Raw genomic sequence first — 15,551 nt, 5'->3', positions numbered from 1 at the left:
CTGAATGACTGTGAAACAAGAACTTCTCTACGAAGGCAAAGCGAAAAAAATCTATCAGACCGATGACGAGCATATTTTATATGTCGAATATAAAGACTCAGCTACAGCATTTAACGGCGAAAAGAAAGCTGAAATCGAAGGCAAAGGCAGACTGAACAACGAAATTTCGAGCTTAATCTTTCAAATGCTGCATGAGAAAGGGATCAACAATCACTTTTTGAAACGCCTTTCTGAAACAGAGCAGCTCATTCAAAAGGTACAGATTGTTCCGCTTGAAGTGGTTGTACGAAATGTGGTGGCAGGCAGTATGTCAAAACGCCTCGGCATTCCAGAGGGAACGAAACTGGACACACCTTTGATTGAGTTCTACTACAAAGATGATGCACTCGGCGATCCGCTCATTACAGAAGATCATATCCGCATTTTAGATGCAGCGACACCAGAGCAGGTCGAGGAAATGAAAAAAATCACAAGACAAGTGAATGAAGAGTTAAAGCAAATCTTCTCAGACTGCCATGTGAATTTAATTGATTTCAAGCTTGAATTCGGAATAGATCACGAGAATCGTATTTTGCTAGCTGATGAGATTTCACCTGATACGTGCAGGCTTTGGGACAAAGATACAAACGAAAAGCTTGATAAAGACGTGTTCAGACGAAACCTGGGCGGCTTAACGAATGCATACGAAGAAATTTTCAAAAGACTTGGAGGCCATAAACATGTATAAAGTGAAAATTTTTGTCAGCTTAAAAGAGAGCGTTCTTGATCCACAAGGAAGTGCCGTGCAGCACGCTTTGCACAGCATGTCTTATCAGGAAGTAAAGGATGTCCGTATCGGGAAATACATGGAGCTTGTCATTGAAAAATCAGATCGTGATTTAGACACAGTCGTCAAAGAAATGTGCGAAAAATTACTTGCCAACACGGTGATTGAAGATTACCGCTATGAGGTGGAGGAGGTTGTCGCACAGTGAAGTTTGCAGTGATCGTCTTGCCTGGCTCTAACTGTGATATCGATATGTACCATGCGATTCAAGATGAGCTAGGTGAACAAGTTGAATATGTATGGCACGACGAAACGAGTCTAGACGGATTTGACGGTGTACTCGTACCAGGCGGTTTCTCTTATGGGGATTACTTAAGATGTGGTGCGATCGCCCGCTTCTCGAACATCATGCCGGCGGTGAAAAAAGCAGCTGAGGAAGGAAAACCTGTTCTTGGTGTTTGTAACGGGTTCCAAATTCTTCAGGAGCTAGGCATTCTTCCGGGTGCGATGAGACGAAATAAAGACTTGAAATTTATCTGTCGTCCAGTTGAACTCATTGTAGAAAACAACGAAACGCCATTTACAAGCGGTTATCAAAAAGGCGAATCCATTACGATTCCTGTAGCGCACGGTGAAGGCAACTTCTACTGTGATGAAGACACTTTAGCGAAGCTCATTGAACGCGGCCAAATCGCTTTCACTTATGGAGACGATATTAACGGCAGTGTGAATCGTATTGCAGGTGTAACGAATGAAGAGGGCAATGTACTCGGCATGATGCCGCACCCTGAGCGCGCGGTTGATTCATTACTAGGCAGCGCAGACGGACTTAAATTGTTTCAATCTATCGTGAAAAATTGGAGGGACACTCATGTCACTACTGCTTGAACCAAGTCACAAGCAAATTAAAGAAGAGAAATTGTATCAGCAAATGGGATTGAGTGATGAAGAATTCGCTTTAATCGAATCCATTATTGGCAGGCTGCCAAACTACACAGAAACGGGCATTTTTTCTGTCATGTGGTCAGAGCATTGCAGTTATAAAAACTCAAAGCCTGTTTTAAGCAAATTCCCGACAAAAGGAGAGCACGTCCTCCAAGGTCCTGGGGAAGGCGCTGGAATCGTTGATATTGGAGACAACCAAGCGGTTGTATTTAAAATCGAATCACATAACCATCCATCTGCGATTGAACCGTATCAAGGAGCGGCGACAGGTGTCGGCGGAATTATCCGTGATGTATTCTCCATGGGTGCGCGTCCAATTGCTGTATTAAACTCTCTTCGTTTTGGTGAACTGACTTCACCGCGCGTGAAGTACTTGTTTGAAGAAGTAGTGGCAGGGATCGCAGGCTATGGAAACTGTATCGGAATTCCAACAGTCGGCGGAGAGGTCCATTTCGATCAAAGCTATGAAGGCAACCCACTCGTAAATGCAATGTGTGTTGGATTAATCAACCATGAAGACATCAAAAAAGGGCAGGCAAAAGGTGTCGGCAACACGGTCATGTACGTTGGTGCCAAAACGGGACGTGACGGAATTCACGGTGCAACATTTGCATCTGAGGAATTTTCTGATGAATCAGAAGAAAAACGCTCAGCAGTTCAAGTCGGTGATCCGTTCATGGAAAAACTGCTGCTTGAAGCGTGCCTTGAAGTCATCAAAAACGATGCACTCGTTGGAATTCAGGATATGGGAGCGGCTGGCTTGACAAGCTCAAGTGCGGAAATGGCGAGTAAAGCAGGTTCTGGTATCGAGATGAATCTAGACCTCATACCGCAGCGTGAAACAGGCATGTCAGCATACGAAATGATGCTGTCTGAATCTCAAGAGAGAATGCTTTTGGTCATTGAAAAAGGCCGTGAACAAGAAATCATTGATATTTTTGAAAAATACGATCTTGAAGCGGTATCAGTCGGTCATGTGACAGACGATAAAATGCTTCGTTTACTCCATCAAGGTGAAGTAGTATGTGAGCTTCCTGTTGATGCACTTGCAGAAGAAGCGCCGGTTTATCACAAACCGTCAAGTGAGCCTGCCTACTACCGTGAGTTTTTAGAAACAAAAGTGGAAGCACCTGCTATCACAGATGCAGCTGACACGTTAAAGCAGCTCCTTCAGCAGCCAACAATTGCAAGTAAAGAATGGGTTTATGATCAATATGACTACATGGTTCGGACAAATACAGTCGTTGCACCAGGCTCTGATGCGGGCGTTTTAAGAATCCGCGGAACGAAAAAAGCCCTTGCGATGACAACCGATTGTAACGCACGTTATCTCTACCTTGATCCAGAGGCCGGCGGGAAAATCGCAGTCGCAGAAGCAGCACGTAACATTGTGTGCTCAGGCGCTCGTCCGCTTGCAGTAACAGATAACCTGAACTTCGGTAACCCAGAAAAACCAGAAATTTTCTGGCAAATTGAAAAATCTGCTGACGGTATTAGCGAAGCATGCCGCAAGCTAAGCACACCAGTTATCGGTGGTAACGTCTCTTTATATAACGAATCAAATGGAACAGCTATTTACCCGACACCAGTCATTGGGATGGTTGGTTTGGTTGAAGATACAGCTCATATTACGACGCAATCGTTCCAGCAGGCTGGCGATGTGATTTTCGTCATTGGTGAGACGAAGGAAGAATTTGCAGGCAGTGAGCTTCAAAAGATGACAGAAGGCCGTATTTACGGAAAAGCACCGGAAATTGATTTGGATGTCGAGCTCACTCGTCAGAAAGCCCTTCTTGCTGCGATTCAAAACGGACTTGTTCAATCAGCACACGATGTGTCTGAAGGCGGTCTTGGTGTCGCACTTGCTGAAAGTACATTTGGAACAGATGGTCTTGGCGCTCATATCCAAATTGATTTAAACAGCGAAGCTTCATTATTCAGTGAAACACAGTCACGTTTTGTCGTCACAGTGAAACCAGAGCACCGCGAAGCGTTTGCTGCGGCTGTCAAAGATGCGAAAGAAGTTGGAACGGTCACAAATGATGGTGTATTCACTGTCAAAAATCAAGAAGGACAACAATGGATTCATGCAGCGGTCAACGAGCTTGAACGTGCATGGAAAGGAGCGATCCCATGCTTGCTGAAATCAGAGGCTTAAACGAAGAGTGTGGCGTCTTTGGGGTTTGGGGACACGAAGAAGCCCCGCAAATCACATATTACGGATTGCATAGCCTTCAGCACCGAGGACAAGAGGGTGCGGGAATCATTGCAACAGATGGTGAAAACCTGACGGCACATAAAGGCCTTGGACTGATTACGGAAGTCTTTCAAAACGGTGAGCTAAAGGATTTAAAAGGAAAAGGAGCGATCGGACACGTTCGGTATGCGACAGCAGGCGGAGGCGGCTTTGAAAATGTGCAGCCCCTCTTCTTCCGCTCGCAAAACAACGGCAGTCTTGCCCTTGCTCATAATGGGAACTTAGTGAATGCAACGCAATTAAAGCAGCAGCTAGAGAACCAGGGGAGTATATTCCAAACATCTTCTGACACTGAAGTGCTCGCTCATTTAATTAAGCGCAGCGGCTATGTTGAATTGAAAGAGCAGATCAAAAATGCTCTGTCCATGCTTAAAGGCGCATATGCTTTCTTAATTATGACGGAAACAGAAATGATTGTAGCTCTTGATCCGAACGGCTTACGTCCGCTTTCACTTGGTATGCTTGGGGACGCGTATGTTGTTGCTTCTGAAACATGTGCATTTGATGTTGTCGGTGCCACGTATTTACGAGATGTGGAGCCTGGAGAAATGCTGATCATTAATGATGAAGGCCTGAAATCTGAACGCTTCTCCATGAACATTAACCGCAGCATGTGCAGCATGGAATACATTTATTTCTCAAGACCTGACAGCAATATCAATGGCATCAACGTGCATAGTGCGAGAAAGAACCTTGGCAAAAAGCTTGCCGAGGAAGCGCATGTCGAAGCAGATGTCGTGACAGGTGTACCAGATTCGAGTATTTCTGCAGCGATTGGATATGCCGAAGCAACAGGTATTCCATATGAGCTCGGTTTAATTAAAAACCGTTATGTCGGACGGACCTTTATCCAGCCGTCTCAAGCATTGCGTGAGCAGGGCGTGCGCATGAAGCTGTCAGCTGTGCGCGGGGTCGTCGAGGGAAAACGTGTCGTGATGGTGGATGATTCCATCGTACGCGGAACTACGAGCCGCCGCATTGTGACGATGCTAAGAGAAGCGGGTGCGACGGAAGTCCATGTGCGCATTAGTTCTCCGCCCATCGCACATCCATGTTTTTATGGAATTGATACGTCCACGCATGAAGAGCTGATTGCTTCTTCTCATTCAGTGGAAGAAATTAGACAGGAAATCGGTGCAGACTCCATTGCATTTTTATCTGTAGACGGTTTAATGGACGGGATTGGCAGGAAGTATGATGATCCGCAGCGCGGTCAATGTTTAGCATGCTTTACTGGGAAATACCCGACTGAAATTTATGAAGATACTGTTCTTCCGCATGTGAAGGAAACAGCACTGACGAAATAATCGAATAAAGGAGCAGCAGTCAAGATGATTTGATATGCTGCTCTTTCATTCTGCTGAAAATAAATGGAAGAGAAGCAGCTAAAAGGAGTGAATGGGATGTCAGAAGCATATAAAAACGCCGGTGTCGACATCGAAGCAGGATACGAAGCCGTCAAACGAATGAAAACACACGTAGAACGTACAAAAAGAGCAGGCGTCATGGGTGCTCTAGGCGGATTTGGCGGTATGTTTGATTTATCTGAGCTGCCATACAAAAAGCCCGTTCTTGTCTCAGGAACAGATGGTGTCGGAACAAAATTAAAGCTAGCCTTTTTAATGGATCAACACGATACGATCGGCGTAGATGCCGTGGCGATGTGTGTGAACGATGTGCTGGCACAAGGGGCAGAGCCGCTCTTTTTCTTAGATTACTTAGCAGTTGGAAAAGCAGATCCGATAAAAATTGAATCAATCGTCAAAGGTGTGGCTGACGGCTGTGAGCAGTCTGGTTCAGCGCTTGTCGGCGGAGAAACAGCAGAAATGCCGGGTCTTTACACAGAAGATGAATATGATATTGCTGGTTTTTCAGTAGGCGTCGTTGAAAAGGATGAAATCGTGACAGGAGAGAGCATTAAAGAGGGGCACTTGCTTATTGGACTCAGCTCAAGCGGAATTCATAGCAATGGGTACTCCCTCGTTCGTAAAGTATTGCTGGAAGACGCTGGTCTGGACCTGCATCAAACGTATGAACCTTTTACAAGACCGCTTGGAGAAGAACTGCTTGAACCGACCAAAATTTATGTGAAGCCTGTTCTCAAACAAGTGAAAGCCGGCAAGATTGACGGCATGGCACATGTGACAGGCGGCGGCTTTATTGAAAATTTACCACGTATGCTGCCTGAAGGGCTTGGCGTTGAGATTGATAACGGCTCATGGCCAGTACCGCCAATTTTCTCCTTTATTCAAGAAAAAGGACAGTTGAAAGCAGAAGAAATGTTCAATGTGTTTAATATGGGCATTGGTTTTGTCTTAGCGGTAAAAGAAGATGACCTTGTCGAAGTGATCAGAGGACTTGAAGAAGACGGAGAGAAAGCATTTCTCATCGGCCGTGTTCAAAAAGGAGAAGGTGTCACATTCGGCGGTGGAAGCCTATCATGAAGAAGTTTGCGATCTTCGCCTCTGGAAGCGGGACGAATTTTCAAGCCATTATGGATACATTAAAAAAAGAACAGTGGCAGGCAGAGGCCGCCATTGTGATTTGTGATAAACCGGGTGCAAAGGTGCTGGAGCGTGCTGAGAAAGAAGGCATTCCCTCCTTTGCCTTTACCCCGAAGGCTTTTCCGAATAAAGCCGCTTTTGAACAAACGATCATTGAACAGCTTAGGCTGCATGAAGTGGAATGGATTTTCCTTGCTGGGTATATGAGACTGATTGGTCCGACATTACTTGAAGCATTCAGAGGGAAAATTGTCAATATCCACCCGTCCTTGCTGCCAGCCTTCCCAGGGCTGGATGCCATTGGACAAGCCTATCAAGCAGGCGTCAAAGTGGCAGGTATCACCGTCCATTTTGTCGACGAAGGTATGGATACAGGTCCGATCATTGACCAAGCGTCGATTTACATCGAACAAGGGGAAGAGCTTGAATCGATTGAAAAAAGAATGCATGAACTAGAACACACACTATATCCAAAAGTGATCAAATCACTTTTAGAATTATCTTAATGAGGTGACGAAGGCATGACGATCAAACGCGCATTAATCAGTGTTTCCGATAAAACGAATCTTGTACCTTTTGTGAAAGAATTAACAGAACTTGGCGTTGAAGTGATTTCAACTGGAGGTACACATAAGCTTCTTCAAGAGAACGGCATTGATGTCATTGGGATTTCAGAAGTCACTGGATTCCCTGAAATCATGGACGGACGACTCAAAACACTTCACCCGAACATTCATGGTGGACTTTTAGCAGTGAGAGAAAACGATGAGCATATGGCACAGATTCAAAAGCATGGCATTCAGCCGATTGATCTTGTTGTCGTGAACCTCTATCCATTCAAAGAGACGATCTCAAAAGACGATGTGACATATGAAGAAGCGATTGAAAACATTGATATTGGCGGACCGGGAATGCTTCGTGCAGCATCAAAAAACCACCAAGACGTCACAGTGATTGTCGATCCTCGTGACTATGATACAGTCATCCAGCAAATCAAAGAAGGCGGCGTGTCACTCGAGAAAAAACGTGAGCTCGCTGCAAAGGTATTCCGTCATACGGCTGCTTACGATGCTCTGATTGCGGATTACTTAACAAACTTTGTGGGCGAAACAGAGCCAGAGCAGTTCACTGTCACGTTTGAGAAAAAACAATCCCTTCGTTATGGAGAAAACCCGCACCAAGCGGCGACTTTCTATGAAAATGCTCTTCCAGCCAAAGGTTCTTTGGCTACTGCAAAGCAATTACATGGAAAAGAACTTTCCTACAACAATATCAAAGATGCAGATGCAGCACTCCAAATTGTACGAGAATTCACGGAGCCGGCCGCTGTTGCTGTGAAGCATATGAACCCGTGCGGCGTTGGTACAGGAGAAACAATTGCAGAAGCATTTGACCGAGCATTCAAAGCAGATGAAACGTCTATTTTTGGCGGCATTGTGGCACTTAACCGTGAAGTAGACAAACAAACAGCTGACGTGCTGCATACGATTTTCTTAGAAATTGTCATCGCCCCATCGTTCAGCCAAGAAGCACTTGACGTGTTAACAGCGAAAAAGAACCTTCGACTATTAACATTAGATGTAGAAGCGGATCTCGGGAAAAAGGAAAAGCAGCTGACAAGTGTCCATGGCGGACTGCTTGTTCAGGATATTGACACGTACGGCTTAGAGGAAGCAACGATCTCTATTCCAACGAAAAGAGAACCAACAGAAGACGAATGGAAAGACTTAAAGCTTGCTTGGAAAGTGGTCAAGCATGTGAAATCAAATGCCATTGTCCTTGCGAAAGATCAAATGACAGCAGGGATCGGTGCTGGTCAAATGAACCGTGTGGGCTCAGCGAACATTGCCATTGAGCAAGCAGGTGAAAAGGCAAAAGGAAGCGCACTAGGCTCTGATGCATTCTTCCCAATGGGCGATACAGTGGAAGCTGCTGCAAAGGCAGGCGTCACAGCGATCATTCAGCCAGGCGGATCTATTCGTGATGAAGAATCGATTCAAAAGGCAGATGAATACGGCATCGCCATGGTCTTCACTGGCGTTAGACATTTCAAACATTAAGGGGATGACAGTGTGAACGTATTAATTATCGGCAGAGGCGGAAGAGAGCATACCATCGCATGGAAAGTGAATCAAAGTGAACTTGTCAGCCAAGTATTTGTCGCACCCGGCAATGATGGAATGACAGATGCTGCGAAGCTTGTACCAATCGACGAAGGCGATCATGAGTCATTAATTCGTTTTGCAAAAGAAAACGAAATCGGCTTAACCATTGTCGGTCCAGAGGTTCCTTTAATCGCAGGTGTCGTTGATGCATTTGAAGAAGCAGGTCTAAAAGTATTTGGACCGAATGCAAAAGCTGCGGTCATTGAAGGCTCAAAGGAATTTGCAAAAGATTTAATGAAGAATTACGATATCCCGACGGCTGCCTATGCTGCCTTTACATCGTTTGAAGAAGCAAAGACTTATGTGGAAGAAAAGGGTGCACCAATTGTTATTAAAGCAGACGGGCTTGCCGCAGGAAAAGGCGTCACAGTGGCCATGACGCTGGAAGAGGCGGTCGATTGTCTGCATGATTTCTTAAAGGATGAAAAGTTTGGCGATGCAAGTGCATCTGTCGTCATCGAAGAATTTTTAACAGGCGAAGAATTTTCACTCATGGCCTTTGTCAACGGAGAAAAGGTGTACCCGATGGTGATTGCGCAGGATCACAAACGGGCCTTTGAAGATGACAAAGGGCCGAACACCGGCGGAATGGGCGCTTATTCACCAGTTCCGCAAATTTCAGATGAAGTGGTACAAAAAGCGGTGGAAGACGTTGTGAAACCGGCTGCTCGCGCGATGGTGCAGGAAGGGCGTCCATTTACAGGCATTTTATATGCAGGTTTAATGCTGACACCAGAAGGCTCAAAGGTGATTGAATTCAATGCACGCTTTGGCGACCCTGAAACGCAGGTGGTTCTCCCTCGTCTTGAATCAGATTTAGTCCAAGTCTTCCTCGATATTCTTGATGGAAAAGATGTGGACTTACAGTGGAAAGACACTGCGGCTGTCAGTGTGGTTCTTGCATCAGAAGGATACCCAGAAGACTATGCAAAAGGGACTCCGATCGGTGCCTTGCAAACGACTGTGTCTGATGTCGTGACCTTCCACGCAGGAACAAAAAAAGAAAACGATCAATTCGTCACAAATGGCGGTCGTGTAGCGAATGTAACCGCATTTGACGACACATTTGAAGCGGCAAGATCAAGAGTGTATGAAGCGGTTGAAGAAATCATACAGCCAGGTCTATTTTATCGCCGTGACATCGGTGCCCGTGCGCTGAAGGCAGCGGGGAAAAACGTTTAATCAAAACACCTTTCTATCTGACGAGATGGAAAGGTGTTTTTTGTTCATGAGAAGGGATGATGCTCGAATATGAAGAAGTAGTATGGGATGACGAGTTTATGAGGAGGGAGCATGGTCATTCAAGGAATTATTCTATTTGCAATCGTGTTACTTATTTTATTTGTACTGTTCTCAAATCTCATCATGTATGAAGCGGGAAAGCAAAACAAAGCCAAAAAAGGCTCAGCCATTCGGTATATGATCATGTCGATTTTTTCTGGTATCGTCGTTGTTTCATTTTCCATTTGGATTTTTTTTATTAGCTGATTTATAAGAGAGGATGAGTATATGGTGCAATTGAAGGAACTTGCAAACGAGCGTTTTTCTGCCTCGATCTGTATTGATTCATTTAATGAGCGAATCCGTTTGGATGACTACAGCGGCAGGGTGCGGGACGTGATTCAGTCGGTTCTTAAGGAAGCGGCAGACTGCAAGGCTTCTAAGGTCATTGTGAAAGTCAGGCGTGAGCATATGCCTCTTTTTTTAGAAAAAGGCTTTCGGCTTGAAGGCGTGTTTTCTCATTATTTTCTTGGAAGTGATGCGTACGGCATGTCTCTCTTTCTGACGGAGGAACGGATGAACAGCCCGTATTGGCTGAAGGAAGATGAAATTGTTGCGTCTATTCAGGAAAAGCCTCTCAAAAAAGACCAAGGCATGTGGCAGGATGAGTATGTGATGAGGAAAGCGGATACGCAGGATATTCACAAGCTGGCAAAGCTCTATGATACCGTTTTTGAAACGTATCCTACGCCAATGAATGAGCCAGATTACATCCAAAAGGTGATGGAGGAAGGGACCGTCTTTTATGCCGTTGAACTTGACGGTCACATTGTGAGTGCAGCATCTGCTGAAATCAATGCACCGTATGGTCATGCGGAATTAACAGATTGTGCGACCCTCCCATCATACAGAAAACTAGGATTCATGCATCATTTGATTCTAGCACTCGAAAAAGAACTTCAATCCATGCACATCTATGTCTTTTATTCTCTCGCACGTGCACTGTCCTATGGAATGAACCAAGTGTTTTATCAGCTCGGCTATACGTATACCGGGCGTTTCCAAAACAACTGCTATATTTTTGACAAAATTGAAGATATGAATCTATGGGTGAAAACGCCGAATGAATCATGAAATGGTTCTCATCTGATCAAGCAGACCAGATAGGCGGTACGCCATGATACTGAGCTGCAGCTTCATCCGATCATCTGTTGATTTGAGGCTGCAGCCTGTTCTCGTTTCAATTTGTTTCAGCCGGTAGCTTAATGTATGCCTGTGAATAAACAATTCTCCCGCAGATTTTTGAATATTTTCATTGTGTGCCAAATACACTTCGAGTGTATGGATCAGGTCAGCCCCCTGTTTTTTCGTATAAAGCAAGGGACTTAACAGCTCCACGTAAAAGTCATGCAAATTCATACCCGCTTCATTCATTTCAAGAAGCATCCCGTATAAGCCGAGCTTTTGATAATGAATGATGCATTCGTCTGTCTTTAAAAGTGGAAGAAGCCTTGCTGCATACTGTGCTTCCTTCGCGCTTTTTGCAAAGAGCCCGATCTGGTCATAGGCTCTCCCAATGCCAATCACAATCGGATGGACGGGAAAAAAATAAGACCAAGTGCTCCGGCACTCTTCTGCTGCACGATACCACTCCGCTTCTTGAAACGCTTTTTTTTCTGCTGGCGTAAGAACAAAAATGGAATCGAGCCTTGTCTTAAGTAAAAAAGGAATGTGTCTGCGTTCAAATATCGACGTGAGTAATTGAGATAGGCGCTGCATCATTTGGTGATCGAGCTGTGTGTGCTGATGCTGAAATTGAAAGTAGATGACCACCTGCTCATCGCTCATATCGTATTGCAGCTTTGTTGCCTGTTCGACCACATAGCTTTCTTCTGTGTATTGCTGCTGCAAAATATCATCTAACAAATGACCTTGCATTTGGTTTTCTGTATCTTGAATGGCTTTTTGCTTCAGCCATTCAATCGCATACACCGCCCCGGCATGCTCGATGGCAATCGCGTCGAGATGATGCCACGCATCCTTTTTCTTCAAAGACACAATAAACCCGAAAATATCGCCCATCGCAATCACCGGACATGCAGCGAGGACAAACGCACCGCACGTGTCATAAACGAGCCGTCCTTTCTCCTCAGCCTGCTTAAGAAGAGGCGTCGTTTCGATTGGTTCATGATCTGTCAAAAAGCCAAAAGCAGGAGAGTACGTCACTTCATCTTTTATGAGATGAGCTGCTGTTTGATGTAAAAAAACATCAAGCACAACGATGTTCGCCGAAGTGAGATGTGCCAGCTCATCTGTAATTTGTGTGACATTTTTATTGCTGACATTTAAATGGGTCAGTCTTTGGTGAATCGCTGAAGAATATTTAAGCTGATGGAGCTGGCTGCTGACGATTTGCTCTAGGACGGCTTTTGTAATGTCTGAAAAGTTGACATGTGAAGGAATCTCGATGAGTGGAATGCCGCTGTTTTTGGCAGCTTCGATCAGTGATGCCGGAATTTCCGTTAAGTATACGCCTTTATAAATCGCAATGGCCGATAGACGTTGAGATTGAATCAGCTCCTCAAGCCGGGTGCGCCTTTCCTGATTGTCTGCAAGCCCAAAGCCGGTTGTGACGAGCAGTTCCCCTTCTGAAAGCCTTGAAGTATCTTCGATAATTTCCACGATGGTCACCCACTGAATGAGGCGGTCTAGTCCATTTTCCCCAGCAAGCAGCTTTGTTTCCTTCATGATATCGAGCGAGAGTGCATCTTTGACGAGAATCGCCATAGACTCATGACCTCCTTTTGAACACTCTTATACACGATGTATAAAAAATGCGTGTGAAATTCGGGCATGTGGCGAATGGAGGATGACTGCCCTCTTGATTAAGCTAATCTTATAACAAGTATACAAAATTTTCTTGCGATTCATGAAAAAAGAAAGATGCAGCTGCTGACGAGAGAGGGAGGAATGACAAAGTGGAGACCCGGGATTACTTAATCAAACCGATGTTGAATCAGCATTATCCTGTGGCTGTGAAAGGAGAGGGGATTTATTTATATGATCGGGACGGGAAAAAATATTTAGACGGCTCATCTGGTGCTGTCACGGCGAGTATTGGACATGGCATACGAGACATCATTGATGCCATGACAGAGCAAGCGGAAAAGGTGAGCTTTACGTACAGATCACAATTCACAAATGAACCAGCAGAAGAACTAGCCTATGAATTGAGTACGCTCTGCCCAGGGAACCTGAACTGGTCTTTTTTTGTCGGAAGCGGATCAGAGGCAACAGAGACCGCCATGAAAATTGCCATTCAGCATTGGCAGGAGCAGGGGAAGGGTGAGAAGAATCACATCATTTCAAGATGGATGAGTTATCATGGCATCACACTCGGTGCGCTGTCGATGTCAGGGCATATTGCAAGGAGAGAGCGCTTTGAACCACTGCTCGAAAAACACCCGGTGCTGTCTCCGCCATACAGCTATCGTTCGTGGCTGCCAAAGGAAGAAAGCAAGCAGGTCGAATGGTATGTACAGGAATTTAAGACCGTCATCCAGCGTATAGGAAAAGAGAGGATTGCGGCTTTTATTGCAGAGCCGATTGTTGGAGCAGCGGGCGCGGCGCTTGTTCCGCCAGACGGATATTTTGCGGCGATGAAGCGAGTTTGTGAGGAAAACGATATTTTAATGATTGCAGATGAAGTCATGACAGGCTTTGGACGAACTGGGAAAATGTTTGCCATGGAACATTGGGGCGTCGTACCAGATATTATGGTACTCGGAAAAGGCATGAGCGCCGGCTATTCACCGATTGCGGCAGCTGTCTCAGCAGATCATGTGATGGCACCGATTCTCAGCGGTTCGGGCTCTGTGATGGCAGGCCACACTTATAGCGGCAATCCACTTTCAGCAGCCGTCTCACTGGCTGTCATTCGATATATGAAAAAACACCAGCTTTCAGAACGGGCTGATCTGTCTGGCCGATATTTAATGAATGCTTTAAAGGATTTGCAAACAAAACATTCCATCATAGGAGATGTGAGAGGAAAGGGACTGCTCATTGGCATTGAATTTGTCGCAGACCGATTATCGAAAACACCATTTCCTGCCCATGCTCAAATGACACATTTAGTTGTGGAGACGGCCAAGCAAAATGGTTTGCTTGTTTACCCAGCAAGCGCTGGAGAGGATGGTGTGGGAGGTGCAGCGGTCATGATCGCACCGCCGCTTTCCATTACGCAGCAGGAGATGGATGAACTGATTCATTTATTCGGGCAGACAATGACGCAGGTCGAGCAAGAAGTCATCAATCGAGGGTTTTTCCCATCTGCCATGTAGGGAGGAAAGATGATGAACAAAACAGCGAACTTTGATCAAGTCATCACGCATTTTAGAGACGGAATGACCATCATGTTTGGCGGGTTTGGCGGTGTGGGGTCCCCGCCATCATTGATCGATGCCATTCTAGAAGCCAATATTAAAGACCTGACATTGATCGGAAACGATGCAGGCTTCCCGGAAATCGGTGTTGGCAGGCTGATCACAGAAGGAAGAGTGAAGAAAATCATTGCCTCTCATATTGGCTCAAATCCAATTGCCGGGCAGAAAATGCAGGCAGGTACACTAGACGTTCTTTTTTACCCGCAGGGCATCCTAGCAGAAAAGATCAGGGCAGGCGGGATGGGTTTAGCGGGCATTGTGACAGATGTCGGCATGGATAGTCTCAATCTTGATGAGAAACAATTGGTTCAGCTGGATGGAAAGAAGTATATCCTTGAGCCTGCACTGACTGCGGATATCGCGATTGTGAATGCCCTCAAAGCAGATGAAGCAGGCAACCTAATTTTTGATAAAAGTGCACGGAATACAAACCCGATTGTGGCGATGGCAGGAGACTGGACCATTGCGGAAGTAGAAGAGATTGTGCCTGTGGGCGGGATTCATCCAGAGGAAATCGTCACACCAGGCGTATTTGTGAACCAGATCGTGCAATCAAAAGGAGTGAACTGGACATGGGCATGGGAGACATCGATTTAAGACACCGCATAGCCAAACGCGCGGCACAGGAAATTGAAGATGGCATGATTGTGAATCTTGGGATCGGCATCCCGACCCTTGCAGCTGACTACATCCCAGCACATTACGAGGTGTGGCTGCATGCAGAAAACGGCATTATGGGGGCAGGCGCTTCACCAGCACGAGGGGAAGAAGATCCGAATTTGTGCAATGCCGGCGGTTTCCCCATTACGTTAACAAAAGGCGGCTCATATATGGACAGTACAACCGCTTTTGGCATCATTCGCAAAGGAATGCTGGATATGACCATTTTAGGTGCACTTGAAGTCAGCAGTCATGGGGATCTTGCCAATTGGATTGTGCCAGGGAAACGAGTGCCGGGTATGGGTGGGGCGATTGAGCTCGCGCAAAAAGCGAAAAAGGTGGTGGTTGTGATGAGCCACCTTGATAAACATGGGCAATCTAAGATAAAAGCAGCCTGCACGCTGCCTTTAACAGCTAAGTCTTGTGTGGACCTGATTATTACGGATATGGCAGTCATTGAGGTCAAGTCACAGCTGCTCATTTTGCGTGAAGTCATGCCGCCGTATCAGCCAGAAGATGTCATGAGGGCGACAGAGGCGCCGCTCATTTTAGCGCCTGATGTCAAATCTGTTGTGTAGAAAGGATGAC

Annotated in this window: 15 protein-coding genes; 14 read left to right on the top strand and 1 reads right to left on the bottom strand. The window is 45.7% G+C overall.

From position 1 onward, the window contains the following. Positions 1-4: 4 nt before the first annotated feature. From purC to ablB, 11 genes are all read left to right on the top strand, one after another. Positions 5-727, top strand: a complete 723-nt coding sequence (gene purC / locus AAZR19_RS16605; protein WP_041108691.1) for a phosphoribosylaminoimidazolesuccinocarboxamide synthase — start codon at positions 5-7, stop codon at positions 725-727. Continuing rightward, positions 720-974: a phosphoribosylformylglycinamidine synthase subunit PurS gene (gene purS / locus AAZR19_RS16600; protein WP_003214349.1), complete on the top strand. Its 255-nt coding sequence runs from the start codon at positions 720-722 to the stop codon at positions 972-974. Before purC ends, purS begins: the two co-directional genes overlap by 8 nt. Then, positions 971-1,654: a phosphoribosylformylglycinamidine synthase subunit PurQ gene (gene purQ / locus AAZR19_RS16595; protein ID WP_024426699.1), complete on the top strand. Its 684-nt coding sequence runs from the start codon at positions 971-973 to the stop codon at positions 1,652-1,654. The genes purS and purQ overlap by 4 nt, the downstream gene beginning before the upstream one ends. Next, positions 1,638-3,869, top strand: coding sequence for a phosphoribosylformylglycinamidine synthase subunit PurL (gene purL / locus AAZR19_RS16590; protein ID WP_041108689.1), 2,232 nt, complete (start codon positions 1,638-1,640; stop codon positions 3,867-3,869). The genes purQ and purL overlap by 17 nt, the downstream gene beginning before the upstream one ends. After that, positions 3,845-5,275, top strand: a complete 1,431-nt coding sequence (gene purF, locus AAZR19_RS16585) for an amidophosphoribosyltransferase (RefSeq protein WP_024424615.1) — start codon at positions 3,845-3,847, stop codon at positions 5,273-5,275. Before purL ends, purF begins: the two co-directional genes overlap by 25 nt. 96 nt (positions 5,276-5,371) lie before the next feature. Further along, a complete protein-coding gene (gene purM / locus AAZR19_RS16580) occupies positions 5,372-6,412 on the top strand; it encodes a phosphoribosylformylglycinamidine cyclo-ligase (protein ID WP_024424511.1) in 1,041 nt (346 codons plus the stop codon). Beyond that, positions 6,409-6,978 carry a phosphoribosylglycinamide formyltransferase gene (purN, locus tag AAZR19_RS16575; protein ID WP_041108687.1) on the top strand — a complete coding sequence of 190 codons (570 nt, stop codon included), beginning with the start codon at positions 6,409-6,411 and terminating at the stop codon, positions 6,976-6,978. Before purM ends, purN begins: the two co-directional genes overlap by 4 nt. A gap of 15 nt (positions 6,979-6,993) precedes the next feature. Then, positions 6,994-8,532 carry a bifunctional phosphoribosylaminoimidazolecarboxamide formyltransferase/IMP cyclohydrolase gene (purH, locus tag AAZR19_RS16570; RefSeq protein WP_041108685.1) on the top strand — a complete coding sequence of 513 codons (1,539 nt, stop codon included), beginning with the start codon at positions 6,994-6,996 and terminating at the stop codon, positions 8,530-8,532. A gap of 12 nt (positions 8,533-8,544) precedes the next feature. Then, positions 8,545-9,819, top strand: a complete 1,275-nt coding sequence (gene purD / locus AAZR19_RS16565) for a phosphoribosylamine--glycine ligase (protein ID WP_041108683.1) — start codon at positions 8,545-8,547, stop codon at positions 9,817-9,819. Between the two features lie 111 nt (positions 9,820-9,930). Next, the gene (locus AAZR19_RS16560) at positions 9,931-10,125 is read left to right on the top strand and encodes a hypothetical protein (RefSeq protein ID WP_041108681.1); all 195 of its coding nucleotides are present in this window, start codon (positions 9,931-9,933) and stop codon (positions 10,123-10,125) included. Between the two features lie 21 nt (positions 10,126-10,146). Further along, positions 10,147-10,992: a putative beta-lysine N-acetyltransferase gene (ablB, locus tag AAZR19_RS16555; protein ID WP_041108679.1), complete on the top strand. Its 846-nt coding sequence runs from the start codon at positions 10,147-10,149 to the stop codon at positions 10,990-10,992. Here the strand turns inward: ablB and AAZR19_RS16550 are convergent. Further along, positions 10,987-12,645: a PucR family transcriptional regulator gene (locus AAZR19_RS16550; protein ID WP_041108678.1), complete on the bottom strand. Its 1,659-nt coding sequence runs from the start codon at positions 12,643-12,645 to the stop codon at positions 10,987-10,989. The genes ablB and AAZR19_RS16550 overlap by 6 nt on opposite strands. A gap of 191 nt (positions 12,646-12,836) precedes the next feature. On the opposite strand from AAZR19_RS16550, the gene AAZR19_RS16545 reads away from it, so the two are divergent. From AAZR19_RS16545 to AAZR19_RS16535, 3 genes are read left to right on the top strand one after another with little or no spacing between them, the layout of a single operon-like run. Further along, positions 12,837-14,201, top strand: coding sequence for an aspartate aminotransferase family protein (locus tag AAZR19_RS16545; protein WP_041108677.1), 1,365 nt, complete (start codon positions 12,837-12,839; stop codon positions 14,199-14,201). 12 nt (positions 14,202-14,213) lie between these two features. Next, complete coding sequence (locus AAZR19_RS16540) at positions 14,214-14,900, top strand: CoA transferase subunit A (RefSeq protein WP_041108676.1); 687 nt, start codon at positions 14,214-14,216, stop codon at positions 14,898-14,900. Next, a complete protein-coding gene (locus AAZR19_RS16535; protein WP_041108675.1) occupies positions 14,876-15,541 on the top strand; it encodes a 3-oxoacid CoA-transferase subunit B in 666 nt (221 codons plus the stop codon). Before AAZR19_RS16540 ends, AAZR19_RS16535 begins: the two co-directional genes overlap by 25 nt. Positions 15,542-15,551 lie beyond the last annotated feature (10 nt).

Origin of the sequence: Bacillus sp. Je.9.29.b, from assembly GCF_051129925.1 — a bacterium.
Taxonomy (GTDB): Bacteria; Bacillota; Bacilli; order Bacillales; family Bacillaceae; genus Bacillus; species Bacillus safensis.
The sequence above is the reverse complement of the archived record's forward strand: the minus strand, read 5'-3'. Positions and strand labels throughout refer to the sequence as shown.